The organism is Nonomuraea sp. NPDC050733 (assembly GCF_040654215.1).
GTDB lineage: Bacteria > Actinomycetota > Actinomycetes > Streptosporangiales > Streptosporangiaceae > Nonomuraea.
This window is the reverse complement of record NZ_JBFAHO010000019.1, coordinates 107,564-133,467: the sequence shown is the minus strand read 5'-3', so window position 1 is coordinate 133,467 and position 25,904 is coordinate 107,564. Positions and strand designations below refer to the sequence as shown.

Below are 25,904 nucleotides of genomic sequence, written 5' to 3'. Positions count from 1 at the left end.
TGGCATGATTGTCCATATATGGACCTTGTGAGGTGTGGTGGGCATCGAGATCGAGGACAAGTTCGACGTTCCCCCCGACTACGCGATTCCGGACCTGAGCCGGGTCGGACAGGTCGTGGGGCCCAAGAGCCACACGCTCGTGGCGATCTACTACGACACGCCTGACCTGCGGCTGGCCGCCCACGGCATCACGCTCCGGCGCCGAAGGGGCGGCGACGACGCCGGCTGGCACCTCAAGCTGCCCAGGGCCAAGGGCGCCCGCCAGGAGATCGGCCGACCCCTGACCCGCAGCGTCAGGGTGGTGCCGGACGACCTGGCCGAGCTCGTCCGCGGCTACACGCGGGGAGCGCCGCTCCAGGCGGTGGCCGAGCTGGAGACCCGCAGGAGCGTCACGGTCGTCCGTCAGGGCGACAGGCGGCTCGTGGAGGTCGCCGACGACCGGGTCAAGGGCACGGTGTTCGGCGAGGAGCTGCGGATCGTGCGCTGGCGGGAGGTGGAGGCGGAGCTGCTCGACGGCGACGCCGCGGTGCTCGCCAAGGTCGGCAAACGGCTCAGGAAGGCGGGCGCGACCCCGTCCGGCGCGGCCAGCAAGCTCGCCCGGCTCCTCGACGTGCCCGCCCCGCCCGCGCCGCCGACCGAGCCGGGCAGCGCCGGCGAGGTGGTGACCGGATACCTCTCCGACCAGGTCCGTGCCCTGATCGCCCAGGACCCCCAGGTACGGCTGGCGGAGAAGGACGCCGTCCACCAGATGCGTGTCGCCTCCCGGCGGCTGCGCAGCGCGCTCAAGGCGTTCAAGAAGATCGTCAAGAACACCAGCCACGTCCAGGACGAGCTCAAGTGGCTCGGCAGTGTGCTCGGCGAGGCCCGCGACCTGGAGGTGATCCGGGGCAGGTTCGCCGAGGAGCTGGCGGAGCTCGCGCCCGAGCTGGTCACCGGCCCCGTCCGGCACAGGCTCGGCGACGGCCTGCGCGCCCGCGAGGCCGAGGCGTACGGGCGCATCCGCGAGGCGCTGAGCGGCGAGCGCTACTACCGGCTGCTCGACGCCCTGGAGCGGTTGGCGGCCGAGCCGGAGCAGGGCAAGCGCGCCGCCCGGCCGGCAGGGGAGGAGCTGGCCGCCGTGGCCGCCGCGAACTGGGAGCGGGTGATCCGGAAGTACGACGCCGCCCAGGCGATCGACGAGCCGCAGCGCCGCGAGACGGCCATGCACGAGGTCCGCAAGGCCGCCAAGCGCGCCCGCTACACCGCCGAGGCGGTCAGAGCCGTCCTCGGCCCCGGGACGCCTCGGCTGGCCAAGCTGGCCGAGGGCGTCCAGGACGCGCTGGGCGCCCACCAGGACGCCGTGGTGGCCCAGGAGACGCTGGCCGAGGAGACGGAGCGCGCCCGCGAGGCGGGGGAGGACACCTTCACGTACGGGCTGCTGATCGGGATGGAGCGCACCGTCGCGGACCGCGCCCTGGCGGACTTCCCCCGGACGTGGGCCCGCACGGCCACGGCGGCCGGCAAGGCGCTCAGCAAGCTGAACCCGTAGGAGCGGCCGGCGTCAGGTGGGGTAGCGCTCCACGCCGACGACCCGCCCGTCCACCCGGTGCAGCACCGCGAACTCCCCCTTCTCCAGCCGGACGTCGTCGCCGCTGAGCCGCCGGATCAGGTGGGGCAGCACCTTGCCGTGGCTGCACACGACCGCCGGCCCACGCAACATGGCCACCAGCGCGGGGGTCTTCTCCGGGTCCTGGCTCTCCTCGCTCAGCAGCGGCTCCAGCCGCACCGGGACGCCGTACGGCTCGACCGTCTGCACGCAGCGCAGGCTCGGCGAGCTGACCACCTCCTCGGGCCGGTAGGCGGGCAGCACCGCGGCCAGCGTCGCCGCCTGGGCCACGCCGTCGGCGTCGAGGGGGCGCAACGCGTCGTCCCCGTCCCATTCCTGCCGGGACCCGGCGAAGCCATGCCGTACGAGGACGAGCGGGGTGCTCGTGAGCGGCGCGACCATGAACGCGTCGGTCAGATCGGCGTCCCACGCGTGGGTGAGCAGGGCGCGGGCCTCCTCCACCGGCAGCCACCGCAGCTCGTCCACCTCGTCGCCGGGCGCGAAGCCGTCGTCCCCCACGACCCGGGCCGTCCAGTAGTCGACCCGCTTGAGTCGATCCTTGTACGGATAGTGGACGGGCGGCAGGGCGCGGCCGAGCGCGACCGTGAGGCCCGTCTCCTCGCGCACCTCGCGTAGGGCGGCGGCGACCGGGTGCTCGCCGGCCTTGAGCTTGCCCTTGGGGTACGTCCAGTCGTCGTAGCGGGGGCGGTGGATGAGGGCGACCTCCGGCGCGGCCGCGTCGCCGCGCCAGACGACGGCTCCGGCCGCGCGCAGCGGGTCGTCAGTCGTCGTCAACGGTCCTCCAGCGGCGCGTGGCGATCAGGTGGTTCTGCAGGTCCTCGCCGGGGTGGTGGACCCACTTGCCGTCGCCGTCGAGCCACCAGGCGTTGGTGGTCTCGGCCATGACCCGGTCCATGAGGTCGATCAGGTACGCCTTGTGCTGCGACGAGGTGACCTTGACCAGGGCCTCCACCCGGCGGTCCAGGTTGCGGCGCATCAGGTCGGCGCTGCCGATCCACACCTCGGGGCGCCGGCCGAGTCCGAACTCGTACACCCGCGAATGCTCCAGGAACCTGCCCAGCACCGACCGGACCCGGATGTTCTCGGACAGGTCGGGGACGCCGGGCCGCAGGATGCACACGCCCCGCACCCACAGGTCCACGGGCACGCCCGCCCGTGAGGCGCGGTAGAGCGCGTCGATGAGCGGCTCGTCCACCAGGGAGTTCGTCTTGATCCTGATGCGCGCGGGCCGCCCGGCCCGCTGGTGGGCGATCTCCCGCTCGATCCGGGCCAGCAGTCCGCCGCGCATGGAGTGCGGGGCCACCAGCAGCCGGCGGTAGGCCGAGTGGTTGGAGTAGCCGGTCAGGTGGATGAACAGGTCGGTGACGTCCTCGCCGACCAGCGGGTCCGCGGTGAGCAGGCCGAAGTCCTCGTACTGCCGGGCGGTCTTGGGGTTGTAGTTGCCGGTGCCGATGTGGCAGTAGCTGCGCAGCTCCCCGGAGGGCTCCTGCCGCACGACGAGGGCGAGCTTGCAGTGGGTCTTGAGCCCGACGACGCCGTAGACGACGTGGCAGCCGGCGCGCTCCAGCTTGCGGGCCCACGAGATGTTGGCGTGCTCGTCGAAGCGGGCCTTGATCTCGACCACGACGACGACCTGCTTGCCCGCCTCGGCAGCGTCGATGAGGGCGTCCACGATGGGGGAGTCGCCGCTGGTCCGGTAGAGGGTCTGCTTGATGGCCAGCACCCTCGGATCGGCGGCGGCCATCTCGATGAAGCGCTGCACGCTGGTGGAGAACGAGTCGTACGGGTGGTGCAGCAGCACGTCGCGCTCACGCAGCACGCTGAAGATGTCGTCGTCGGCGCTGACCACCTCGGCCGGCACGAACGGCCGGTAGCTGAGCTCGCCGCGGTCGAGGTCGGCGATGGCGTGCAGGCCGGTCAGGTCCAGCGGCCCGGCGATGCGGTAGATCTCGTGGGGCGCCACCCCGAGCTCGTCCACCAGCAGCTCCAGCACCTCGGGCGTGATGGTGTCCTCGACCTCCAGCCGGACGGGTGGGCCGAAGCGGCGCTTGAGCAGCTCCTTCTCCAGGGCCTGCATGAGGTTCTCGGTGACGTCCTCGTCGACGTCGAGGTCCTCGTTCCTGGTGACGCGGAAGACGTGGTGCTGGACGATCTCCATGCCCTTGAACAGCTGCCCGAGGTGGGCCGCGATCACGTCCTCCAAGGGCACGAACCGGCTCGGCGACGCCTGCACGAACCGGGGGAGCTGGGACGGCACCTTGACCCGGGCGAAGACGGTGTGGTCGGTGGACGGGTTACGCACCACGACGGCCAGGTTGAGGCTGAGGCCTGAGATGTACGGAAAGGGGTGGGCGGGGTCCACGGCCAGCGGCGTGAGGACGGGCCTGATCCGCTCCCGGAACAGCCTGCGCAGCTCGGTGCGCTCGTCGCGGCCCAGGTCCTCCCAGCGGGCGATCTCGATGCCCTCCGCCGCGAGCTTCGGCACGATCGTCTCGTGGAACACGGCCGCGTGCCGCCTGGCCAGGTCCTCGGCGATGGTGGCGATCCGGGCCAGCTCCTCGCGAGGTTTCAGCCCGCTCTTCGTCCGCAGCAGCAGGCCGGTGGCCATGCGTCGTTTCAGGCCGGCCACCCGTACCCGGAAGAACTCGTCGAGGTTGCTCGCGAAGATGGCCAGGAAGCGCACCCGCTCCAGGAGGGGGAGCGACGAGTCCTCGGCCAGCTCGAGGACCCGCTCGTTGAACTGGAGCCAGCTCTCCTCACGGTTGAGGAACCTCTCCTGGGGCAAGGGCAGGTCACTTCCAGGATGCAGCAGTTCCACGGACATACGTGAAATATGCCCCACAAGTCTGAACGGAACGTTAACTAACTCGCAATGACTTAATCCTGCTGGTCAACCGGCCCAGAATCGCCCTGCCCGAGCCGCGCGGCCCGCTCGGCGAGACGGGCCTCGCGCAGGCGGAGCTTCTCCTCGCGCTCGCGAACCTTCTCCGCCTCCTTCAGCAGCCGCTCCTGCTCCTTCTCGGCCTCCTTGAGGAGGCGCTCTCGCTCCTTCAGCTCGCGGACGCGGGCCTTCTCGGCCTCACGCAGCTCCCGCTGCCTGGCCTTCTCCGCCTCCTTCAGCTCCCGCTCGCGCGCCTTGTCCGGCACCCCTTTGTCCAGGGGTCGCGGCGGCTTGGCCATGCTCGGGTGCGCCCGGGTCGTCACCGTGATCGACGGGTCCGGGTTGAGGCCGGTCAGCCCGTTCCAGGCGAGGTTGACCAGGTGTGCGGCGACCTCCTCGCGGCCGGGCTTGCGTACGTCCAGCCACCACTGACCGGTCAGGGCCACCATGCCGACCAGCATCTGGGCGTACATGGGGGCGAGCTTCGGGTCGTAGCCGCGCGAGGAGAACTCGTCGGCGAGCACGTCCTCGACCTGGCTCGCGATCTCGCTGATCAGGCTCGCGAACGTGCCCGTGCCGGAGGCGGCGTGGGAGTCGCGGACGAGGATGCGGAAGCCCTCGCTGCTCTCCTCGATGTACTGGAGCAGGGCCAGGGCGGCCCGCTCCAGCTTGATCAGCGAGTGGGAGGCGGAGAGCGCCTCGGTGATCAGGCGGAGCAGCTGCTGCATCTCACGGTCCACGACCACCGCGTAGACACCCTCCTTGCCGCCGAAGTGCTCGTAGACGACGGGCTTGGAGACCTGGGCCGTGGCCGCGATCTCCTCGATGGAGGTCCCGTCGAACCCCTTCTCGGCGAACAGCGTGCGGCTGATCCGGATCAGCTGCTCTCGTCGCTCTCTTCCGGACATGCGCCTGCGAGATCGGGGTTCGGTCACGGTCTCCATCATGGCGGTGCCGGACGGGAGACCGGTCGCCATGGTCTGACTGTCAGGCAAGCCTCTTCGCCGCCAGCCGCTCAGGAGTCGGCCAGCGCACGTCGGACACCCAGCCGAGACGCTCGAAGCCGCGGATGACCTCGGCGCTCAGGTCGATCTGGCCCTTCAGCGCGCCGTGCCGCGCGCAGGTCGGGTCGGAGTGGTGCAGGTTGTGCCACGACTCGCCGAAGGACGGGATCGCCAGCCACCACACGTTGCGGGACTTGTCGCGGACCTGGAAGTCCTCCTCGCCGAACACGTGACAGATCGAGTTGATCGACCAGGTGACGTGGTGCAGCAGGCCGATGCGGACCAGAGAGCCCCAGAACAGCGCGGTCAGCGCGCCCTGCCAGGACCAGGTGAGCAGCCCGCCGAGCACGCCCGGGAGCAGGAGCGAGGTGAGCGCCAGCGCGGGGAACCACTTGTGCAGCTTGAGCACGTCCGGGTCCTTGCACAGGTCGGGGGCGTACTTCTCGCGGTTGGTGCGCTCGGCGTCGAACATCCAGCCCATGTGCGCGTACAGCAGGCCCTTGGCCATCGACCTGAAGCCGGGGCCGAAGCGCCACGGCGAGTGCGGGTCGCCCTCCTTGTCGGAGAACTTGTGGTGCTTGCGGTGGGTGGCCACCCAGTCGAGCACGGACATCTCCAGCGAGAGGCTGCCGGCGATGCCGAGGGCGATCTTCAGGGGGCGCTTGGCCTTGAACGAGCCGTGCGTGAAGTAGCGGTGCAACCCGACGGTGACGCCGAGTCCCGAGACGACGTAGAAGACGAACATGATCACGATGTCCGTCCAGCCGAGCCCCCATCCCCATGCGAGCGGCACGGCGGCCACGAACGCGATCAGCGGCAGCCCGACCACCAGGGAGAAGGTGACGAGCTCTGCCTTGCTTCGCGGTTCGGGCTCGACTTCGGGCTTCGGTCCTGGGGTGGGACGTTCGGCGAGAACTGTCATGGGCTACCTCTCACGACATATATGAGGATGAATGTCCGAGCTACGCAACCGTAACCTACGCCATCGTAAGTAAGGAAGTCCTAAGCCGCGAATGTACGATGGGCAACGGTTCGGCGCCCGAGGTGAGTGCATTCCGTGGCTTGCGCGTTTTCGGGGCATCTGCTAGCGCTACGCCCTACCCGGGGCGGGTGGCCTCAATCGGGCGAGCGTGATCCCGGCGTTGCCCATGCGGGCGCGCGATAGGGGGCGGGCTCGGTATCGTAGGTGTGTCGGATGCCGCGCGTGTCCGATTAATCCCGGATCGTCTAATCGGCAGGACAAGTGGTTTTGGTCCACTTTGTAGGGGTTCGAGTCCTCTTCCGGGAGCATTCAGGCACGCCCCTGCGCGGTGGACCGGGGGGCGGGCAGGTATCCTCGCGGTGTCGGGAGGGTAGCGGTGCGGTAGCCCGCATCCAGCCCTGATCCGTCCAGCCACAGGGAGCCTCAGTCCGTGAGTGTGCCGCGCCCGGCAGCCGTCATCGTCCTCGCCGCAGGCGAGGGCACCCGGATGAAGAGCCAGACCCCGAAAGTCCTCCACGAGGTGTGTGGTCGAGCCCTGCTCGACCACATGCTCGCCGCCGCCCGGGACCTCGGTCCCGAGCGCCTGATAGTCGTCATCGGCCACGCGCGCGAGCGCGTCGGCGCCCACCTCGCCGAGACCAGCCCCGACGCGCTGGCCGTCGTCCAGCGTGAGCAGCGCGGCACCGGCCACGCCGTCCGCACCGTGCTCGACGAGGTCGGCGCGATCGACGGCACGGTCCTCGTCACCTACGGCGACGTGCCGCTGCTGCGCGCCGAGACTCTCGCCGCGTTGCTGACGCGCCACGCCGCCGACCGCAACGCCGTGACCGTCCTCACCGCCGAGGTGCCCGACCCGACCGGGTACGGCCGCATCGTCCGCGACCCGGCGGGCGCCGTCCTCGCGATCGTCGAGGAGAAGGACGCCACCGACGAGCAGCGCGCCATCAGGGAGATGAACTCCGGCATCTACGCCTTCGACGGAGCCCTCCTGGCCGGCGCCGTCAAGCGGGTGTCCACCGACAACGCCCAGGGCGAGGAGTACCTCACCGACGTGCTGTCCATCCTCCGCGAGGACGGCCACCGGGTGGGCGCCCACACCGCCGCGGACTTCGCCGAGGTCGAGGGCGTCAACGACCGCGTCCAGCTCGCCCAGGTCCGCAGGCTGCTCAACCAGCGGGTGCTGGAGCGGCACATGCGGGCCGGCGTCACCGTCGTGGACCCGGCCAGCACGTGGATCGACGCGGACGTGGAGATCGAGCCCGACACGGTCGTCCACCCCGGCACCCAGCTCCACGGCCGCACCGTCATCGAGTCCGGCGCGGAGGTCGGCCCCGCCACCACGCTGACCTCCACCCGGGTCGGCGCGGGAGCCGTCGTGCGCAACGCCGTCTGCGACTCCGCGGTCGTCGGCCCTGGGGCGAGCGTCGGGCCGTACGCCTACCTGCGCCCCGGCACGGTCCTCGGCCGCGGCTCCAAGGCCGGCACGTTCGTGGAGATGAAGAACACCCAGGTCGGTGAGCGCTCCAAGGTGCCCCACCTGTCCTACGCGGGCGACGCCACGATCGGCGACGACGTCAACATCGGCGCGGCCGTGGTGTTCGTCAACTACGACGGCGTCAACAAGCACCGCAGCACCGTGCGCGACGGCGCGTTCGTCGGCTGCGACAGCATGCTCGTGGCGCCGGTGACCATCGGCGACGGCGCCTACACGGCGGCGGGCTCGGTGATCGACGGCGACGTGCCGCCGGGCGCGATCGGCGTGGCCCGCGCCCGCCAGCGCAACATCGAGGGATGGGTCCTGCGCAGGCGCGCGGGCACGAAGTCGGCCGCGGCGGCCCAGCGCGCCCTGGCCGAGCAGGAGCAGACCGACCGGGCGCCGGGCGACCAGCAGCACCAGCAGGAGAGTGGGGCATGACCGAGCTTGTCGAGGTCATCAATGAACACAGCATCTTGGTCATGAGACCGACGAAGGAGGACTCGTGACCAGCATCAAGCAGCCCGGTGAGAAGAACCTCATGCTCTTCTCCGGCAGGGCCTACCCCGAGCTGGCCGAGGAGGTCGCCGAGCACGTCGGCGTCTCGCTCACGCCCACCAAGCTGATCGACTTCGCCAACGGCGAGATCTACGCCCGCTACCTCGAATCCGTCCGCGGCTGCGACGCCTTCGTGATCCAGAGCCACACCGGCCCGATCAACAAGTGGATCATGGAGCAGCTCATCATGGTCGACGCGCTCAAGCGGGCCTCCGCCAAGCGCATCACCGTGGTCATGCCGTTCTTCGGCTACGCGCGCCAGGACAAGAAGGGCCGCGGGCGCGAGCCCATCACCGCGCGCCTGATGGCCGACCTGTTCAAGACCGCGGGCGCCGACCGGCTCATGTCGATCGACCTGCACACCTCGCAGATCCAGGGCTTCTTCGACGGCCCGGTGGACCACCTGTTCGCCATGCCCGTCCTGGAGAGCTACCTGAAGAACAAGCTCGACCTGGCCACCACCACGGTCGTCTCGCCCGACACCGGCCGCGTCCGGCTGTCGGAACGCTGGGCCGACACGCTGGGCACGCCGCTCGCGTTCATCCACAAGCGGCGCGACCTCGACGTGGCCAACTCCGTGAAGGTCAACGAGGTCGTCGGCAAGGTCCGGGGCCGCACCTGCGTGCTCATCGACGACATGATCGACACCGCCGGCACGATCTGCAAGGCGGCCGACGCCCTCTACGAGCAGGGCGCCACCAACGTGATCGTCGCCGCCACGCACGCGGTCTTCTCCGATCCGGCCGTCGACCGGTTGAAGAACTCCCGCATCAGCGAGGTCATCGTGAGCAACACGCTCCCGCTGTCGCAGGCCGCCCGCTTCGACAAGCTCACCGTGCTGTCCATCGCGCCGCTCATCGCACGGGCCATCACCGAGGTCTTCACCGACGGCTCGGTCACCAGCCTGTTCGAGGGCGACACCTGACGTGCCCCGCCCGGCCACGGTCCGCCGGGCCGAGTCCGGCCTCATCAGGCGGTAAGCTGAGTCGGTCGCGCTCGTAACGCCTTCCGCTAGGGCGGGTGAGGGTGAGCGCCACAGATCCGATCCCCATGCATCCCTAGGAGATGTCGTGTCCGAAGTACGTATCGCCGCCGAGCAGCGCTCCACGTTCGGCAAGGGCGCCGCCCGCAAGATCCGCCGCGCCGACAAGGTGCCGGCCGTCCTCTACGGGCACGGCATCGAGCCCAAGCACCTGACCCTGCCCGGTCACGAGGTCCTCCTCGCCCTGCGCACGCCCAACGTGCTGATCCGCCTCCACGGCGAGGGCGTGGACGAGCTGGCCCTGCCCAAGGGCGTCCAGCGCGACCCGATCAAGGGCTTCGTCGAGCACGTCGACCTGCTCCTGGTCAAGCGCGGCGAGAAGGTCACCGTCGAGATCCCGGTCACCACGGTCGGCGACGTCAACTCCGAGGGCATCCTGGACCAGCAGATGACCTCCGTCGCCGTCGAGGCCGAGGCCACCCACATCCCGACCGGCGTCGAGGTCGACGTCGAGGGCCTGACGGTCGGCACCGCCATCACCGCCGGTGACCTGAAGCTGCCGCAGGGCGCCACGCTGACCGCCGACCCGGAGGCCGTCATCCTCCAGGTCAGCGCCAAGCCGACCGAGGCCCCCGCCGAGGAGGGCGCCGAGGGCGAGGCCGCCGAGCGCGCCGAGGGCGAGAGCACCGAGGCCGCCGCCGAGTAGTCGCCGGTCGACGGGGCGGCCGGCGCGTCCGGCCGCCCCGTCCCGCGCCTCGACTCCCGATCCCCGAGCCCCGAGCCGGGGGCGTCCCCGCGCCCGCAAGCCGTGTTCGCGCCTGAGGAGACTTCATGGACCGCTGGCTCATCGCCGGGCTGGGCAATCCCGGCGCCGAATACGCGGGCAACCGGCACAACGCCGGCTTCATGGTGCTCGACGAGCTGGCCGCACGGGCCGGCGGCAGGTTCAAGGCGCACAAGAGCCGCGCCGAGGTGCTGGAGACCCGCGCCGCGATCCTCGCCAAGCCGCTCACGTACATGAACCTGTCGGGCGGTCCCGTCAAGGCGCTGTGCGATTTCTACAAGATCGGCCCTGACCGGCTGATCGTCGTCCACGACGAGCTGGACGTGCCCTACGGCGCGCTGCGCGCCAAGCTCGGCGGCGGCGACAACGGCCACAACGGCCTCAAGTCCATCACCAAGTCGCTGGCCACCCGCGACTACCTGCGCGTCCGCTTCGGCATCGGGCGCCCGCCGGGCCGCATGGACGCCGCCGCCTTCGTCCTGCGCGACTTCGCCACCGCCGAGCGCAAAGACCTCCCCTTCCTCGTGGACCGCGCCGCCGACGTGGTCGAGTCGCTCATGGAACGCGGGCTCGAAGTAACCCAGAACGAGTTTCATCGGGCAGACCTCAAGATTTCCGGCCCTCCACGCTGATCCCCACATAGGTCCGTTCGCGACCCCGACCAGGTGGCTGACGCTACTATCTGGTGACTGTCGGTTACGGACGCATCACGGGGAGGCGCGAGGTGAGCGACGGCGAGGGCCTGCTGACCGTCGTCGGGTTCGGGCCTGACTCCTCGTGGGGGGTGAGTCCGCGGCTGCCCGCGTGGGTGCGGGCCTACCGGGCACGGGCCTTCGCGGCCGACCTGCTGGGCGCCGCCGCGGGCTCGGCCGGGGCCTTCCTCCTGCGCTTCGGCGAGCTGACACCCTACGCCGCGCCGTACCTCCTCGTCAGCGCACTGCTCCCCGGGCTGTGGATCTGCGCGGTCGCGCTCAACCGGGCGTACGAGCCGCGCATGATCGGCATCGGCTCCGACGAGTTCCGCCGCGTCGTGCAGTGCGGCGTCGCGCTGACCGCCGCCACGGCCATCGGCTCCTACCTCACCAAGACCGACGTCGCCCGCGGCTACGTCGTCCTCGCGCTGCCCCTGGTCACGCTGTTCACGCTGCTGCTCAGGTACGGCCTGCGCCGCTCGCTGCACCGCCGCCGGGCCCGCGGCGCCTGCATGCGCCGGGTCGTGGCCGTGGGCCACGCCGCCTCGGTCGCCGAGCTGGTGCAGCTCTTCCGGCGCGAGCGCCACCACGGCATGGAGATCGTCGCCGCCTGCCTGCCGGCCGAGGTGCCGGGCGGGCGGGTGGCCGGGGTGCCCGTCGCCGGCGACTTCAGCGACGTGCCCATCGTCGTCGACCAGGCCCGCGCCGACACGGTGGCCGTGCTGGCGTGCCCCGAGATGGACGGGGTGGCGCTGCGCCGGCTGGCCTGGCGGCTGGAGCGCACCCACACCGAGCTGGTGGTCGCGCCCGCGCTGATGGAGGTGGCCGGGCCGCGCACCACGATCAGGCCCGCCGCCGGGCTCCCGCTGCTGCACGTCGAGCATCCGGAGCTCACCGGCGCCCGCCAGCTCGTCAAGAACGTCTTCGACCGGCTGGTGGCCGCGGCGCTGCTCGTCCTGCTGTCCCCGCTGCTGGTCACGCTGGCCGTGGCGGTCCGCGCCACCAGCCCGGGTCCGGCGCTGTTCCGGCAGACCCGCGTCGGCAGGGACGGCAGGCCGTTCACGATTGTGAAGTTCCGCACGATGCGGCGCGGCTCCGAGCGCCAGAAGATCACCCTCGTCAGCGACGCCGACGGCGTGCTGTTCAAGATCCGCAACGATCCGCGGGTCACCACGCTCGGCTCCCTCATGCGCCGCCACTCCCTCGACGAGCTGCCTCAGCTCGTCAACGTGGTCCTCGGGCACATGTCGCTCGTCGGCCCCCGCCCGCCCCTCCCCGAAGAGGTCGACCGTTACGGCGACGACGTGCGCCGCCGGCTGCTCGTCCGCCCCGGCCTGACGGGCCTGTGGCAGGTGAGTGGCAGGTCCGACCTGTCGTGGGAGGAATCCGTCCGCCTCGACCTGCGTTACGTGGAGAACTGGTCCCTCATGCTCGACCTCCAGATCCTGTGGAAGACTTGGTCGGCCGTCGCCCGCGGGCAAGGAGCTTACTGATGACGATTCGCGACGACCACGCCCTCGCCGCTGACCTGGCCACCGAGGCGGGCGAGCGGCTGCTGGCGCTCCGCTCCCGCGAGGGCTTCGCCGACCCCGCGGGGTTGCGCGCCCTCGGCGACCGGGCCTCCCACGTGTTCCTGATGGAGTCGCTGGCGCGGCTGCGCCCGAGCGACTGCGTGCTGTCGGAGGAGTCCAGCCGCGAGGACCGGCTCGACCCGCGCCGGCTGAGCGCGCCCCGCGTGTGGATCGTGGACCCGCTGGACGGGACACGGGAGTTCGCCGAGGAGGGCAGGTCCGACTGGGCCGTGCACGTCGCGCTGTGGGAGGGCGACCGGCTCACCGCCGGCGCCGTGGCGCTGCCCGCCCAGGGCCGCACACTCAGCACCGCCGAGCCGCCCAAGCTGCCCGCCCTGGAGCGCGGCAGGTTCCGCATCGCGGTCAGCCGCACCCGCCCGCCGGAGTTCGTCCAGAATCTCGCCTACCTCGTCGGCGCCGACCTCGTGCCCATCGGCTCGGCCGGGGCGAAGATCTCCGCGGTGCTCACCGGCGACGTCGAGGCGTACGTCCACGCGGGCGGTCAGTACGAGTGGGACTCCGCAGCCCCCGCCGCCGTCGCACAGGCCGCAGGAGCTTACACCAGCCGCATCGACGGCACGCCGCTCACCTACAACAGGGCGGACCCCTCGCTACCAGATATTCTTGTTTCCCTACCGGACTTGGCGTCAACCCTGCTCGCCGGGATCCGGGACCTGCACCGCTAACCGCCGGAGGAAGCTCCCATGCTCCAGCGCGACTACACGACGTCGCAGCTCGACGTGCTCGAGGCCGAAGCCATCCACATCATGCGCGAAGTCGCGGCGGAGTTCGAGCGTCCCTGTCTGCTCTTCTCCGGCGGCAAGGACTCCATCGTCATGCTGCGCATCGCCGAGAAGGCGTTCTGGCCGGCGGCGATCCCGTTCCCGCTCATGCACGTCGACACCGGCCACAACTTCGACGAGGTCATCGAGTTCCGCGACCGCCGGTCGCAGGAGCTCGGCGCGCGGCTCATCGTGGCCAGCGTGCAGGACTCGATCGACGCGGGCCGCGTGGTCGAGGACACCGGCCGGCGCGCCTCGCGCAACCGCCTGCAGACCACCACGCTGCTCGACGCCATCGAGGAGCACGAGTTCGACGCGGTCTTCGGCGGCGCCCGGCGCGACGAGGAGAAGGCCCGCGCCAAGGAGCGGGTGTTCTCCTTCCGCGACGACTTCGGCCAGTGGGACCCGAAGAACCAGCGCCCCGAGCTGTGGAACCTCTACAACTCCCGCATCCGCAAGGGCGAGCACATCCGCGTCTTCCCGCTGTCCAACTGGACCGAGCTCGACATCTGGGACTACATCCGGCGCGAGGGCATCGAGATCCCGTCGATCTACTTCGCCCACACCCGCAAGGTGTTCGAACGCGACGGCATGCTGCTGCCCGACGCCGACGTCGTCCGGCGCGGCGACGACGAGCCGCTGTTCGAGGCCGTGGTGCGCTACCGCACCGTCGGCGACATGACCTGCACCGGAGCGGTGCAGTCCACGGCCGCCACGGTCGAGGAGATCATCGAAGAGATCGCGGCCACCCGGATCACCGAGCGCGGGGCCACCAGGGCCGACGACCGCGCCTCGGAGGCCGCCATGGAGGATCGCAAGCGGGAAGGCTACTTCTAGACCGATGGACATTCTGCGTTTCGCCACGGCGGGAAGCGTCGACGACGGCAAGTCCACCCTGATCGGGCGCCTGCTCTTCGACTCCAAGGCCATCTTCGAGGACCAGCTGGAGGCCGTCGAGCGCACCTCGCGCGACCGCGGCACCGAGTACACCGACCTGTCGCTGCTCACCGACGGCCTGCGGGCCGAGCGCGAGCAGGGCATCACGATCGACGTGGCCTACCGCTACTTCGCCACGCCGCGCCGCAAGTTCATCATCGCCGACACGCCCGGGCACATCCAGTACACCCGGAACATGGTCACCGGCGCCTCCACCGCCGACCTGGCGATCATCCTCATCGACGCCCGCAAGGGCGTGCTGGAGCAGTCGCGCCGCCACGCCTTCCTGACCTCGCTGCTGCGGGTGCCGCACCTGGTGCTGGCCGTCAACAAGATGGACCTGGTCGACTACTCCGAGGAGCGGTTCGACGAGATCCGCGAGGAGTTCACCGCGTTCGCCTCCAAGCTCAACGTGAACGACCTGACGTTCATCCCGATCTCCGCGCTCAACGGCGACAACGTCGTCTCCCGGTCGGAGAACATGCCCTGGTACAACGGCTCGTCGCTGCTGCACCACCTGGAGAACGTGCACATCGCCTCCGACCGCAACCTCGTCGACGTGCGCTTCCCCGTCCAGTACGTCATCCGCCCGCAGCGGGCCACCGACCACGCCTTCCACGACTACCGGGGCTACGCCGGCCAGGTCGCGGGCGGCGTGCTCAAGCCGGGCGACGAGGTCGTGCACCTGCCCTCCGGCCTCAGCACGCGGATCGCCTCCATCGACACCTTCGACGGACCGGTCGAGGAGGCGTTCCCCCCGATGTCGGTCACGCTGCGCTTCGAGGACGACCTCGACATCTCCCGCGGCGACATGATCGCCCGCCCGAACAACCAGCCGCACGCGGCCCAGGACCTCGAAGCCATGGTCTGCTGGATGGCCGACACCGCCAAGCTGGCGCCCCGCACCAAGCTCACCATCAAGCACACCACCCGTACGGCCCGGGCGCTCGTACGCGACCTGCACTACCGGCTCGACGTCAACACGCTGCACCGCGACGAGGAGGCCACCTCGCTCGGCCTCAACGAGATCGGCCGCGTGACGCTGCGGGTCACACAGCCGCTGTTCGTCGACGACTACGCGCGCAACCGGCTGACCGGCGGCTTCATCCTGGTGGACGAGGCCACCAACGGCACGGTGGCCGCCGGCATGATCATCGACGCCCACTGATCCACCGGCTGCTTCCGGCCCCCGCCCGCACGGGCGGGGGCCGGTGTCGTCTCCGGCCCGGTTAGATCTTTTGGGCGTTCACTGACGCTCTCGTTACTCTCCGCGCTAGTCTCACCACGTTCCGTGCAAACGACTAGTACAGGAAAGCCCATTCCCCCGTGACTCACCCTTCGACAGCCACCCGGGTGGTCTTCCTGGGAGGCCTCGGCCGTAGCGGCACCACGCTCCTGGAGAGGCTGCTGGGGGAGCTGCCCGGCGTGGCGCCCCTCGGCGAGGTGGTCCACCTGTGGGCCCGTGGCGTCCTGGCCGGCGAGCCGTGCGGCTGCGGCCGGCCCTTCGGCGCCTGCCCGTTCTGGACGGCCGTCGGCGAGCGGGCCTTCGGCGGCTGGACGCGACCGCTCGCCGAGCGGGTGCTCTCCCTGCGCCACCGCGTCGACCGCACCCGCCGCGTCCTCCGCATCGGCCACCCCGACCTCGACGAGTACGTCCGCGCCTACCGCCGCGTCCACGACGCCGCCGCACAGGTCGCCGGCGCGAGCGTCGTCATCGACTCCAGCAAGCACGCCTCCCTGGCCCACTGCCTGGCCGAGGGCGGGGCGAGCATCCACGTCGTCCACGTGGTGCGCGATCCCCGGGCCGTCGCCCACTCCTGGCGCAGGGCCGTACGCCGGCCCGAGGACGGGCGGCCGATGACCCGCTGGGGCCCCGCCCGCACCGCCTTCCACTGGACCGCCCAGAACGTCGCCCTCGACCTGCTCGCCCGCCGGGGCGCGCCGGCCGTCGAGGTCACCCGGCTGCGCTACGAGGACCTCGTCGCCGCGCCGGAGGCCACGCTGAAGGGTCTCGCGCAGCGGCTCGGCCTGCCGGCGGAGTTCCCGTTCGTCACCGGGTCCACGGCGCACATCACGACGGCCCACACGGTGTCGGGCAATCCCATGCGGTTCGCCGTGGGGCCGGTCGGGCTGGCGTTCGACGACTCGTGGCGCTCCGGCGCCCACCGCGGGCTGGTCGCCGCCCTCACCTGGCCCCTGCGATCCCGGTACGGCTACCACGGGGTGACCGCGTGACCCGGCCGCCCGCTCCCGGCGGGACCCGCGCCGCTCCGCCGTCGGTCGGCGTGGTGATCCCCACGCGCGGCGACCGGCCCGGACACCTGTTCGCCGCCGTACGGGCGGCACTGGCGCAGGACCATCCAGGGCGGATCTCGGTGGTCGTGGTGGTCGACGGCGCGAACCCCGAGACGGTCCTCGACGGACTCGCCGGCCTCCGCGACGCTCACGACCTCCGGGTGCTGCCCAACGGCCTCACTCCTGGTCTGCCCGGCGCCCGCAACACCGGCATCGCCGCCTCCGACACCGACCTCGTCGCCTTCTGCGACGACGACGACCAGTGGCTGCCCGGCAAGCTCACCGCCCAGATCCGCGTCCTCGCCGAGACGGGGGCCGAGTTCGCGAGCTGCGGCATCGAGGTCGAGCACGGCGGGCACCGGGTGCCGCGGCTGGCCGGCACCACCACCGTGACCGAGGCCGACCTGCTCCGGTCCCGCATGGTGATGGTGCACTCCTCCACGTTCCTGTTCAGGCGGGGCGGGCTGTGGGTGGACGAGAGCGCCCCCGGCGGTCAGAACGAGGACTGGGACCTCGCCCTGCGCGCTGCCCGCCGCCATCCCATCGCCCATGTCGACCGTCCCCTCGTCCGCGTCCACTGGGGCGCGTCCCACTACGTGGCCCGGTGGAGCGAGCGCATCGCCGGGCTGGAGTGGATGCTGGCCCGCCACGCCGGCCTGTCCGCCGACCCGCGCGGCGCGGCCCGGGTCTACGGGCAGCTCGCCTTCCACCACGCCGCCCTGGGTCACCGGCGCGAGGCCGGGCGCTGGGCCATGCGGGCGTTCGGCGCCCGGCCGGCCGAGCCGCGCGCTCCCATCGCCCTCGCGGTGGCGGCCGGGCTCATCCCGGCGGCGAGGGTGCTGACCCTGCTGCACGGCCGGGGGCACGGCATTTGACGGGCCGTGACGGCGTACCGCGGGTGCCCGGCAGGGTGGCCGTCGGAGGGGTCATGGTGGACGCCCTCAGCGAGTCTCAGGTCGTCGCGCGGGTGGTGGCCGGGCTGGCGGCCGGGCGCGGCGGGCGCATCGTCACGCCCAACGTCGACATCTGCCGCTCCGCCGCCGCCGACCCCGCGCTGAGGGATCTCGTCAACAGCGCCGACCTGGTCGTGGCCGACGGGATGCCCCTGGTGTGGGCGGCCCGGCTACTGGGCACCCCGCTGCCCGAGCGGGTCACCGGGGCCGACCTGATCTGGTCGCTGAGCGGGCCGGCCGCCGAGCACGGCTGGCCGGTGTACCTGCTCGGAGGGCCGCCCGGCGTGGCCGTGTCGGCGGCGCGCGCCCTCGTGCGCCGCCTTCCCCGGCTCAGGGTCTGCGGGGTCGAGTCCCCGCCGTACGCCTTCGACCGCACCGCCGCCGGGCGGGCCCGCGTGCTGCGCAGGGTGGTGGCGGCGCGGCCCCGGATCGTGTTCGTGGGGCTCGGCTTCCCGCGTCAGGACCGGCTCGTCGCGCTGCTGCGCGAGCGGCTCCCGGACGCGTGGTTCGTCGGGTGCGGGGCGGCCATCGCGTTCGCGGCGGGCACGGTGCCGCGGGCGCCGGGCTGGATGCGGACCGCCGGGCTGGAGTGGGCGTTCCGCCTGCTGACGGAGCCGGGCCGGCTGGCGCGCCGCTACCTGGTCGACGACCTGCCCTTCGCCGCCCGCCTCCTCGCGGGGAGCCTCCTCGCCCGCCGCCCGCCCGCCTCATCACCGGCGGCCTCATCACCGGTGGCGTCCTCACCTGCGGCGTCCACTCCCGGCAGCGTTCACGCCGGCCGTCCGGCCGCCTGACGACCCGGCACGCCTGGCGAGCGGGGTCAGGCGGTCGTGAGGGCGCGGACGCGGGTCACGTCCTCCGGCGTCAGCCCCTGGGCGGCCCTGGACAGCGCCTGACGGGAGTCCATCCTGCGGTACGCCGTCCGCGACAGCCCCGACCAGGCGAACCCCCGCTCCCGGCCGCCGCCCCCGGTGCAGGCCCGCGCCACCTTGCGCTCCACGGCCGGCGACCAGGTCAGGCCCGCGTGCCCGTACAGGCGCCGGAAGCCCGCCACGGGATCGGCGGCCAGCGACTCGTAGGTGACGACCAGGATGCCCGGCGTGCGGGCGAGGACGCGATGCGTCGCCCGCCACAGCGCGGCGGCCTGGGCGACCCGGTCCCGCGAGCTGGCCAGCGGGCGCAGCTCCAGCAGCTCGGGATGGTCGCGGACGAGGAGCGGCTGGCCGAGGAGCTCGTGGAAGGAGACCGTCCAGCCGAGCCGCTGCCAGCTCGCCACGAACGAGACCGGGTCGCGTTCGAGCGCCACCACCGTGCAGCCGAGCCGCGCGGCGAACCAGCCCGCCGACAGCACCGCGAACGGGTCGTCGAGCAGCGCCCGCTGCCCCGCCAGGCGGCCCAGCGTGAACGCCGTGCCGTACTTGAGCATCCGGGCCAGGTCGTACGGCGAGCGGTTGGCGCGCAGCTCGGCGCCGAAGCGGTAGCGCAGGGCGACCGTGTCGCGGAAGGCGGGCAGCCAGTCGTCGGTGTTGTCGTCGCAGATGTACTGGAACCGGTGCGTGACCGTGGCCCGCAGGACGCCGGGGGAGCGGCCGGGCGGGTGCTGGGGGTTGAGCGGCTCGTTGACGTAGACCGCCTCGCGGCCGGCCGTGAGCATCTTGCCCGTCCAGCTCGTGCCGCTCCTCGGCAGGCCGGTGACGAGGATCGGCGGCCCGGCCGTCACGCGGCGGCCCAGGAGCGTACCCGCAGGGCGGTCAGGGTGTGTCGGCCGAAGGGGTGGAGGCCGTAGCGGCGGTGCAGCCGCCACAGCGGCAGGAGGTTCTTCACCAGCGTGCCGCCCGACCAGCCGAGCGCCGCCCCGAGCGCCCCGTGACCCGGGATCAGCGCCACGTCGAGGGCGATCGTCACGGCCGTCGCGGCGACCAGGTTGACCAGGCTGGCCGTGGTGTGCCCCGCGGCGGTCAGCACCACGTCCACCATGCCGCAGGCCGTCGCCACCATCATCGTGGCGGCCAGCACGAGCGCGACCGGCGCCGCCGAGGAGTACACGGGGCCGAACAGGCCGAGCGCCCACGGCGCGAGCGCCGCGTACCCCAGCCAGACCGGCCACGTCACCAGCACCAGCCACGCCGTCGTCGCCTGGTACAGCTCCCGGGCGCGGGCCAGCTCGCCCTCGGCCATCGCCCGGACCAGCCGGGCCTGTACGGCCTGCGCCATGCCCTGGCCGGCGAGCTGGCCGACGACCTTGAACCGGGTGGCGGCGGTGTAGACGGCGGCCTGGGCGGGACCGCCGAGCAGGGCGACGACCACGATGTCGAGCCGCTGGAACACCGCCTGCACCGCCCCGGCCACCGCGCGCGGCGCCGTGTGCCGCCACAGGTCGCGGGCCGTGCCCGGCAGGTACGGGGTGCGCGGCGCCCGCCCGCGTACCCCGAACGCGGCCAGGACCAGCACGGGGGCGTACGGCAGCGCCCACGCGAGCGGCAGCCAGCCGGGGGCGGCGGCGAGGGCGGCGGCGGCCACCAGCATGAGCTGGGTGACCGGCAGCAGGAGACCGTCGAGGAGCACGGTGGGCCGCATCGCGCCGAACCCGCGGGTGGCGGCCAGCAGCACGTCGCCCGCGACGATGACCGGGAGCGCCAGCGCGAGGAGTCCCAGCCGGGGGAGCAGGACGGCGGCGGCGAGAGCGGACACCACCGCGCACGGCACCAACGCCGCCCGGATATATCCGGATATGCCGCGGTAGTCGTAGGTCGCGGCCCGGGCGATGAAGAACACCAGCCCGTTGCCCGCGTCCAGCTTGGCCATCCCGGCCGCCATGAGGGCCAGCGCCGTGGCCGTGAAGAACGCTCCGGCCTGCTCGGCGGTGAACACCCGGGTGACGATCACGACGAGCAGGAACTGGGCCAGCGCACCCGCGGCGGCCCCGGCCAGGCCCGCGGCGCCCGCCCGCGCTACCCGCCCCATCGGCGACGCCCCGCCGAGCCTGGGACGCCCGAGGGCCTGCGGAATCAGCGACGCCACGACGGGTCACCGCCCAGCCAGCGCACGAGCCGCGTGTCGTACGCCTCGAAGTGGTCGAGCAGCCGCCGCCGCACCGACTCGGGCAGGGACTTGGGCCGGGACCGGCCGTTGTGCCGCTCGAAGACCGGGTAGCCCAGGTGCGGCACGTCCAGGAACTCCAGCACCCGATCGTAGGCGCGCTCCGGCTCGGCGAAGAACTCGTGGCTGTCCAGCACCAGGATCCGCTCGCGCCCGAGCAGCGGCTCCAGCCGGTCGAGCTGCTCGGCGTAGCGGCCCCGGGCCAGGTAGGCGTGGTGGCGGTGCGAGTGGTGGATCGAGTACGGCCGCGCCCGCAGGCTCTCCTCGGCCCCGGCCAGCCGCCCGGCCTCCAGCTCCACCGCGTACTCGAAGTGCGACTCCGTCTCGAACCCCCGCGCCAGCTCGTGCGCGTGCGCCGAGCAGGCCCGCTCGACCGGGTCACGCACCAGGACGATCAGCTTCACGTCGGGCAGGTCGGCGGCGATGCGCTCGCCGGCCAGCGGATGGAACAGGTAGTACGGCGACGACTCGAACGCCCTCGGCCGGCCGCCGTACCTGCCGGCCAGCACGGCCGCGCCGACCCGCAGCGGGAAGTGCGCCCGGTACCACGCCAGACCGCGTTCGTAACCGACGTCGAAGTAGTGGACGCCCTTGTGCAGCACCGGCTTGAGCAGCAGCGGGTGCTGCGCCAGCGCCCGGTACAGCGACGTGGTGCCGCACCGCTGCGCCCCCACGACGAGGAACGACGGCAGCAGCCGCGCCCCGGCCGTCAGCCGGCCGGCGGTGCGCGACACGGCCAGTACGGCCTGCTTCCGGGTCTTCACGGCAGCAGCTCCTCGTGGTCGACGAGCGGGCTGAGCCACACGTCCGGCGGGCCGAGCGGGCTGTGGCCGTCGGCGGCGTGCCGGTCGGCCAGCTTGATGAGGTACAGCAGCGCCGTCCGCCGCGCCTGCGCGCCGGACAGGCCGTACGGCGCCAGCAGCCGTACGGCCTGCGCCAGGCAGGCACGGGCGGCCGTCGCCGGGTCCATGCGGCGCAGGGCCCGCTGGAAGAAGTGGTGGACCGCGTCGAACCCGTACGGCACGCCCACCTCGTACCGCTCCCAGTCCCACACCAGGAGCCGCCCGTCTGCGGAGGGCGCGATGTTCCACGGCGACAGGTCGCCGTGCCAGGCGGCACCCTCCGTGGCGCCGGTGGCGGCGATCTCCCGGACGGCGTCCCGGAGCAGCTCCCCGGGCACCCGCCCCCGGCCGGGACGGAGCGCCGGGCCCCGGCGCACGGGCAGCGGAGTGACGGCGAGCAGCTCCAGGCAGCGCCAGCGACCGTGGTGCAGCACGGTGGGCGCGACGACCGTCTTGAGCGGCACGGCGGCCAGCTTCCGCAGCGCCGCCGCCTCGTTGGCGACGAGCGCGGCGGTCCGCTCGGTGTCGCCCACCTTCACGTACGCGAGGAGCTCCCCGCCGGAGCGGGCCTCCAGGACCGGCTTGCGGTTGGCCCGCCGGGCGGGCCGGACGTGCAGCACCGTCTCGACGGGCACTCCGAAGACCTCGCCCAGATGGGCCGAGATCGACCCCTCGACGGGCACCACGAGCCGCCGGCCGACGTGCCACCAGCGGCGGGGCGCCAGGCGGCGGGGCAGCAGCGGATGGGGCAGCAGGCTGTGGGCCCGGGGCGAGCCGGAGCCGGGATAGAGCAGCCGGACCGTCTCGTCGAGGTAGCCCAGGCGCATCTTGGCGTCGTTCACGAGGTGTTCCTCCACAGCAGGGCGAAGGAGATGAGATAGAGGATGAGGGGGGTGACCAGGCCGTCGTAGACGAGCATGTAGAGCAGGACCAGGGCCATGACCAGCACCCCGGCCAGCCCGACGGGGCTGCGGTCGGTCCAGTGGCGGCGGATCGCGCCGACGAAGAACGCCACGTACAGGGCCGCCCCGGTGAATCCCTGCGTGATGACGAGCAGCCACAGCTGCCCGTCGCTGCCTAACGGCGGATGGCCGCAGTCCGTGCACCAGGCGGTCCTGCCGGTGGTGATCGTGCGGTGGTTGCCCAGGGCGTTGCGGGTGTTGCCGTAGCCGATCACGGGGGAGTGGGCGGCGGCCCTGATCGTCGCCGTCACCGTGAAGGCCCGGATGTCGTTGGAGTGGGGGTTGTCCAGCCGCTGGCTCACCAGCCCCGACAGCGGGCTCAGCGCGAACACCAGCGCCCCGGCCACCGCGGCCCCGCACAGCGCCGGCCGGGCCCGGCCGCCCACGCGTATGACCACGTACAGGGCGGTCAGCCCGAGCCCGATCCACAGGCCCCGGTTGAGCGAGTAGACGATGGGGACGGCGGCCAGCGCCACCAGCGCCACGGCCGCCACCCTGCGGGCCCGCCCGCCGTTCACCCACCAGCCGACCACGAACCAGATCAGCAGCACCGACACGTTGCTGCCCCAGGCGTTGGCCCACTCGAACGGCGCCTCTGGGCGCGGCGAGGCGTAACCGAGCACCTTCTGGGTCTGGGCGGCGGTGGGGTGGACGAGGTTCTGGACGAACGCGTTGCCGCCGATCCAGTCGGGCAGCAGCAGCTCCACCGGCGAGGTGAACGCGAACCCCGGTGCGAGCACGCCCAGCAGCCCGCCCGCCACGGTCACGACGAACAGCACGCCGAGCATCCGCACCAGCCTGAGCTGCGGCAGCTCCCGCTCGGTGAGGTTGCCCAGGTAGAGCACCATGACCAGCAGGGAGAGGTAGAGGGCCAGCCGCATCACGTACCCGAGGACCCGGCCCGCGCCCAGCTCGCCGTAGGTGCCGGGGGGCGACTCGGACAGCATGAGGGCGCTGAGCCCGTAGCCGGCGATCAGCAGCAGCCACAGCCCGAACCCGCGCGGCACCCGGATCGGCCTGCGCCGCCACAGGATGACGGCCATCGGCACGGCCAGCACGACCACCGAGAGCCCGCCGAACCCCAGCGCCCACCACACGGGATAGCCGAGCAGCAACGCGCCGACGGGCCACGCGGGCCCTCTCACGAGGATAGGCCGGGCGGACGGGGCCGCTCCCACAGGGGCCCGACGTCGGCCACGACGCCCGGCCGGCTCCCGCGCCCGGTCACGCTCGGCTTGCCGGTCGGGTCCGGTCCCCGGAGGGGCGCCACGCCCGGCATACCCGTCCCCGCTTGCCGGACGGGGGACATCTCGGGATCGGTTGCCCCGGGCCGCTGGAAGCTTGCCGCGCCTGGGTCGGGTGCTCCTCCCGGGCCCCGGCGACCGGACGGATCAGGGTCGGTCGTTCCCGGTCGGCGCAGGGGCGTGACGCTCCGGTCGGTCGTTCCGCGCTGCCGGATGCCGCCCACGCCCGGATCGGTGGTCCCCCGGCGCCGGGTGCTCCCGGCGCTCGGATCGGTCGCTCCCAGCCGCCGGAGGCCGGATGGGGTGGAGTCGGCCGGTTGCGGGCGGCGGAGGACCGTCGCGTCCGGGTCGGTCGGAGGGCCGCCGTCGGAGAGAGCCGGCGGTGAGTCACTTCTGGAGCCCGCGACCAGCTTGCCGAGCGCCGTCTGCGAGTCGGCGGGAGCGGACGCCGGGGACGCGGGCTCGCCGGGCGTCGTCACCACGCCGATGACCGGCACCTGATGCCTGCCCAGGTGGCGCGCGGCGTCCAGCACCTGTGCCGAGGTGGTCCGGCCGAGCCCGACCAGCAGCAGGGCGGCGTCGGCCCGGGCCAGGTCGCCCGTGTCGGACCCGTCGAGGACCGACAACAGCGTGCTCGCCGACAGGGATGACGTCACGATCGTCGTGGAGAGTCCGGCGGGCACGGCGCGTACCAGGAGCCGCTTGCCGGGGCACGCGGCGACGGCGGCGGAGGCCAGCTCGTGCAGCGCGTCGCCGAGCCCCGTGCCGTCCCCGTCGTCGCCCTGCCTCCCGGCTCCGCCTCCGGCCCGCTTCCCGCGCGCGCCGTCCGCACCTCTGCGGTCCGCACCCCTGCGGTCCGCGTTCCTCCGGTGGGTGCCTTCTCCGGCGGTGCCGTAACCCGCGCTCGCCCGACCTGCGTCCTCGGACGCCGTGCCCGGTCCCGGTCCGGCGCGTCCGCCGCCGTCCGCCCACATGCCCCGGTCCCTGCCGGTACGGCGGCCGCCCTCCAGATCCGTGTCCCGATCCGTGCCGGTACGGCGTCCGCCTCCCAGGCCCGTGCTTCGGCCCGTGCCGGGACGTCGGCTGCTCTCCGTGCCCCAGTCCGGGCCGGCGCGGCGGTCGCCCTCCGTGACCGGTCCCCAGTCCGGGCCGGTACGGCGGCTGCCCTCCAGATCCGTGCCCCGGTCCGTGCCGGCGCGGCGGCTGCCCTCCGTGCCCCGGCCCGGACCGCCACGGCCGCTGCTCTGCAAGCCCGTGCTCCAGCTCGCGCCGGGACGGGCGGTGTCGTCGGCTTCCATGCCCTCCGCCACCGCGGAGCCCGTGCCCGCGCGGCGGGTACCGTCCGGGCTCGTACGGCCAGCGTGGGGCAGTGCGGCGACCACCGGGATGCCCGTCAGTCGCTCCACGTCGGCCGGTGTGCGCAAGCGCGTGTCGAGGCGGTCGCGGGCCGTCGCGGCGCCCGCCCCCAGCAGGAGCCCGAGCATGAGGCCCGTCCCCAGGAACAGCGGCAGGCTCGGCCACGCCGGGTCGGTGGGCGGCACGGCGTCGCTGATCACCGAGCCGGGCGTCACGGTCGTCGTCTTCAGCGCGTCGTACTTGAGCGTCAGGGTGTATGCCTGCCGGTTGAGCACGCTCTGCCGGTGGGTCGCCAGGGTGTGCTCGGCGGTGCCCTTGCGGAGCGTCTGCAACTGCCTGGTGACGACGGCGAGCGAGGAGTTGACCTGCTTGAGCTTGGCCAGCATGGCCTTCTGCTGGAGCGCCAGCGCGGCCTGCGCGGTGGCGGCGCGGTTGGCGAGGTACGCCTCGGCGTAGGCGCGGGACTGGGCCGCCGCGGCGCCGGGGGTGCCCGCGGTGACGGACAGCGAGAGCACGGCGGAGTTGGGCGGCACGGCCACCTCGACCGGCTCCAGCGCGGGGGCCTTCAGCAGTCTGGCGGCCCGGACGGCGACGACGGCGGAGCTGGCGACCTGGGCCTCGGTGTCGAGGTTGAGCGGCTCGCGCTGCCGGTTGGTCACCTGGTTGCCCTGCTCCTGGAGGCCGACGGCGGCGACGAGCACCTGCGTGGTCGCGTTGTAGGCGGGAGGGGTCAGCCGCATCAGCCCCAGCCCCGCCGTGCCGCCCGCCAGCACGAACCCGGCGAAGATCAGCCGGCGTCTGCGCAGCAGCGACAGGTGCTCCCCCAGATCGGTGCCGGACCGGCGGGCCGGGAGATCCGGCGGCAGGCTCATGAGGCTCCCTGGAGTAAGTGCGTTGCGTG

The 25,904-nt window shown here is 72.6% G+C and carries 22 protein-coding genes and 1 tRNA gene; 13 read left to right on the top strand and 10 right to left on the bottom strand.

Features of this window, described 5'->3' with window-relative positions:
• The first annotated feature begins 34 nt into the window (after positions 1-34).
• Complete coding sequence (locus tag AB0H64_RS26890; protein ID WP_357629674.1) at positions 35-1,528, top strand: CYTH and CHAD domain-containing protein; 1,494 nt, start codon at positions 35-37, stop codon at positions 1,526-1,528.
• 12 nt (positions 1,529-1,540) lie between these two features.
• Here the strand turns inward: AB0H64_RS26890 and AB0H64_RS26885 are convergent, their stop codons facing one another.
• The 4 genes from AB0H64_RS26885 to AB0H64_RS26870 are packed head-to-tail and all read right to left on the bottom strand — an operon-like array spanning position 1,541 to position 6,413.
• Positions 1,541-2,380, bottom strand: a complete 840-nt coding sequence (locus tag AB0H64_RS26885; RefSeq protein ID WP_357629671.1) for an NUDIX hydrolase — start codon at positions 2,378-2,380, stop codon at positions 1,541-1,543.
• Positions 2,367-4,430: an RNA degradosome polyphosphate kinase gene (locus AB0H64_RS26880; RefSeq protein WP_357629668.1), complete on the bottom strand. Its 2,064-nt coding sequence runs from the start codon at positions 4,428-4,430 to the stop codon at positions 2,367-2,369. The genes AB0H64_RS26885 and AB0H64_RS26880 overlap by 14 nt, the downstream gene beginning before the upstream one ends.
• Before the next feature lie 53 nt (positions 4,431-4,483).
• Positions 4,484-5,464, bottom strand: a complete 981-nt coding sequence (locus AB0H64_RS26875; protein WP_357629665.1) for a TetR family transcriptional regulator — start codon at positions 5,462-5,464, stop codon at positions 4,484-4,486.
• A 10-nt stretch (positions 5,465-5,474) separates the two neighbouring features.
• Positions 5,475-6,413 (bottom strand): acyl-CoA desaturase, encoded by a 939-nt coding sequence (locus tag AB0H64_RS26870; RefSeq protein WP_357629662.1) that lies wholly within the window; start codon positions 6,411-6,413, stop codon positions 5,475-5,477.
• A gap of 294 nt (positions 6,414-6,707) precedes the next feature.
• Between AB0H64_RS26870 and AB0H64_RS26865 the strand changes: the two genes are divergently transcribed.
• The 12 genes from AB0H64_RS26865 to AB0H64_RS26810 all read left to right on the top strand — a co-directional run bounded on the left by AB0H64_RS26865 (position 6,708) and on the right by AB0H64_RS26810 (position 18,294).
• A tRNA-Gln gene (locus tag AB0H64_RS26865) sits at positions 6,708-6,779 on the top strand.
• Positions 6,780-6,903: 124 nt separating this feature from the next.
• A complete protein-coding gene (glmU, locus tag AB0H64_RS26860; protein ID WP_357629660.1) occupies positions 6,904-8,388 on the top strand; it encodes a bifunctional UDP-N-acetylglucosamine diphosphorylase/glucosamine-1-phosphate N-acetyltransferase GlmU in 1,485 nt (494 codons plus the stop codon).
• A 64-nt stretch (positions 8,389-8,452) separates the two neighbouring features.
• Positions 8,453-9,430, top strand: a complete 978-nt coding sequence (locus AB0H64_RS26855; RefSeq protein WP_310709653.1) for a ribose-phosphate diphosphokinase — start codon at positions 8,453-8,455, stop codon at positions 9,428-9,430.
• Between the two features lie 145 nt (positions 9,431-9,575).
• Positions 9,576-10,193 carry a 50S ribosomal protein L25/general stress protein Ctc gene (locus AB0H64_RS26850; RefSeq protein WP_357629657.1) on the top strand — a complete coding sequence of 206 codons (618 nt, stop codon included), beginning with the start codon at positions 9,576-9,578 and terminating at the stop codon, positions 10,191-10,193.
• 125 nt (positions 10,194-10,318) lie between these two features.
• Positions 10,319-10,903, top strand: a complete 585-nt coding sequence (gene pth, locus AB0H64_RS26845) for an aminoacyl-tRNA hydrolase (RefSeq protein ID WP_310709655.1) — start codon at positions 10,319-10,321, stop codon at positions 10,901-10,903.
• A gap of 92 nt (positions 10,904-10,995) precedes the next feature.
• Positions 10,996-12,456 (top strand): sugar transferase, encoded by a 1,461-nt coding sequence (locus tag AB0H64_RS26840; RefSeq protein ID WP_357629654.1) that lies wholly within the window; start codon positions 10,996-10,998, stop codon positions 12,454-12,456.
• On the top strand, positions 12,456-13,220 hold the full coding sequence (locus AB0H64_RS26835) for a 3'(2'),5'-bisphosphate nucleotidase CysQ (protein ID WP_357629651.1): 765 nt from the start codon (positions 12,456-12,458) through the stop codon (positions 13,218-13,220). Before AB0H64_RS26840 ends, AB0H64_RS26835 begins: the two co-directional genes overlap by 1 nt.
• Before the next feature lie 18 nt (positions 13,221-13,238).
• Complete coding sequence (cysD, locus tag AB0H64_RS26830; protein WP_357629648.1) at positions 13,239-14,153, top strand: sulfate adenylyltransferase subunit CysD; 915 nt, start codon at positions 13,239-13,241, stop codon at positions 14,151-14,153.
• A gap of 4 nt (positions 14,154-14,157) precedes the next feature.
• On the top strand, positions 14,158-15,420 hold the full coding sequence (gene cysN, locus AB0H64_RS26825) for a sulfate adenylyltransferase subunit CysN (protein WP_357629645.1): 1,263 nt from the start codon (positions 14,158-14,160) through the stop codon (positions 15,418-15,420).
• Positions 15,421-15,578: 158 nt separating this feature from the next.
• Entirely contained in the window at positions 15,579-16,487 is a 909-nt protein-coding gene (locus tag AB0H64_RS26820; protein ID WP_357629643.1) for a sulfotransferase, read from the top strand.
• Positions 16,484-17,422 carry a glycosyltransferase family 2 protein gene (locus AB0H64_RS26815; RefSeq protein WP_357629640.1) on the top strand — a complete coding sequence of 313 codons (939 nt, stop codon included), beginning with the start codon at positions 16,484-16,486 and terminating at the stop codon, positions 17,420-17,422. Before AB0H64_RS26820 ends, AB0H64_RS26815 begins: the two co-directional genes overlap by 4 nt.
• A gap of 53 nt (positions 17,423-17,475) precedes the next feature.
• Positions 17,476-18,294: a WecB/TagA/CpsF family glycosyltransferase gene (locus AB0H64_RS26810; protein ID WP_357629637.1), complete on the top strand. Its 819-nt coding sequence runs from the start codon at positions 17,476-17,478 to the stop codon at positions 18,292-18,294.
• A gap of 26 nt (positions 18,295-18,320) precedes the next feature.
• Here the strand turns inward: AB0H64_RS26810 and AB0H64_RS26805 are convergent, their stop codons facing one another.
• The 6 genes from AB0H64_RS26805 to AB0H64_RS26780 are packed head-to-tail and all read right to left on the bottom strand — an operon-like array spanning position 18,321 to position 25,875.
• Positions 18,321-19,220: a sulfotransferase gene (locus tag AB0H64_RS26805; protein ID WP_357629635.1), complete on the bottom strand. Its 900-nt coding sequence runs from the start codon at positions 19,218-19,220 to the stop codon at positions 18,321-18,323.
• Positions 19,217-20,521 carry a lipopolysaccharide biosynthesis protein gene (locus tag AB0H64_RS26800; protein WP_357629632.1) on the bottom strand — a complete coding sequence of 435 codons (1,305 nt, stop codon included), beginning with the start codon at positions 20,519-20,521 and terminating at the stop codon, positions 19,217-19,219. Before AB0H64_RS26800 ends, AB0H64_RS26805 begins: the two co-directional genes overlap by 4 nt.
• Positions 20,509-21,363, bottom strand: coding sequence for a sulfotransferase (locus AB0H64_RS26795; protein WP_357629630.1), 855 nt, complete (start codon positions 21,361-21,363; stop codon positions 20,509-20,511). The genes AB0H64_RS26800 and AB0H64_RS26795 overlap by 13 nt, the downstream gene beginning before the upstream one ends.
• Positions 21,360-22,283, bottom strand: a complete 924-nt coding sequence (locus AB0H64_RS26790; protein WP_357629627.1) for a hypothetical protein — start codon at positions 22,281-22,283, stop codon at positions 21,360-21,362. The genes AB0H64_RS26795 and AB0H64_RS26790 overlap by 4 nt, the downstream gene beginning before the upstream one ends.
• Positions 22,280-23,548, bottom strand: a complete 1,269-nt coding sequence (locus tag AB0H64_RS26785; protein ID WP_357629624.1) for a hypothetical protein — start codon at positions 23,546-23,548, stop codon at positions 22,280-22,282. Before AB0H64_RS26785 ends, AB0H64_RS26790 begins: the two co-directional genes overlap by 4 nt.
• Complete coding sequence (locus tag AB0H64_RS26780) at positions 23,545-25,875, bottom strand: Wzz/FepE/Etk N-terminal domain-containing protein (RefSeq protein ID WP_357629622.1); 2,331 nt, start codon at positions 25,873-25,875, stop codon at positions 23,545-23,547. Before AB0H64_RS26780 ends, AB0H64_RS26785 begins: the two co-directional genes overlap by 4 nt.
• Positions 25,876-25,904 lie beyond the last annotated feature (29 nt).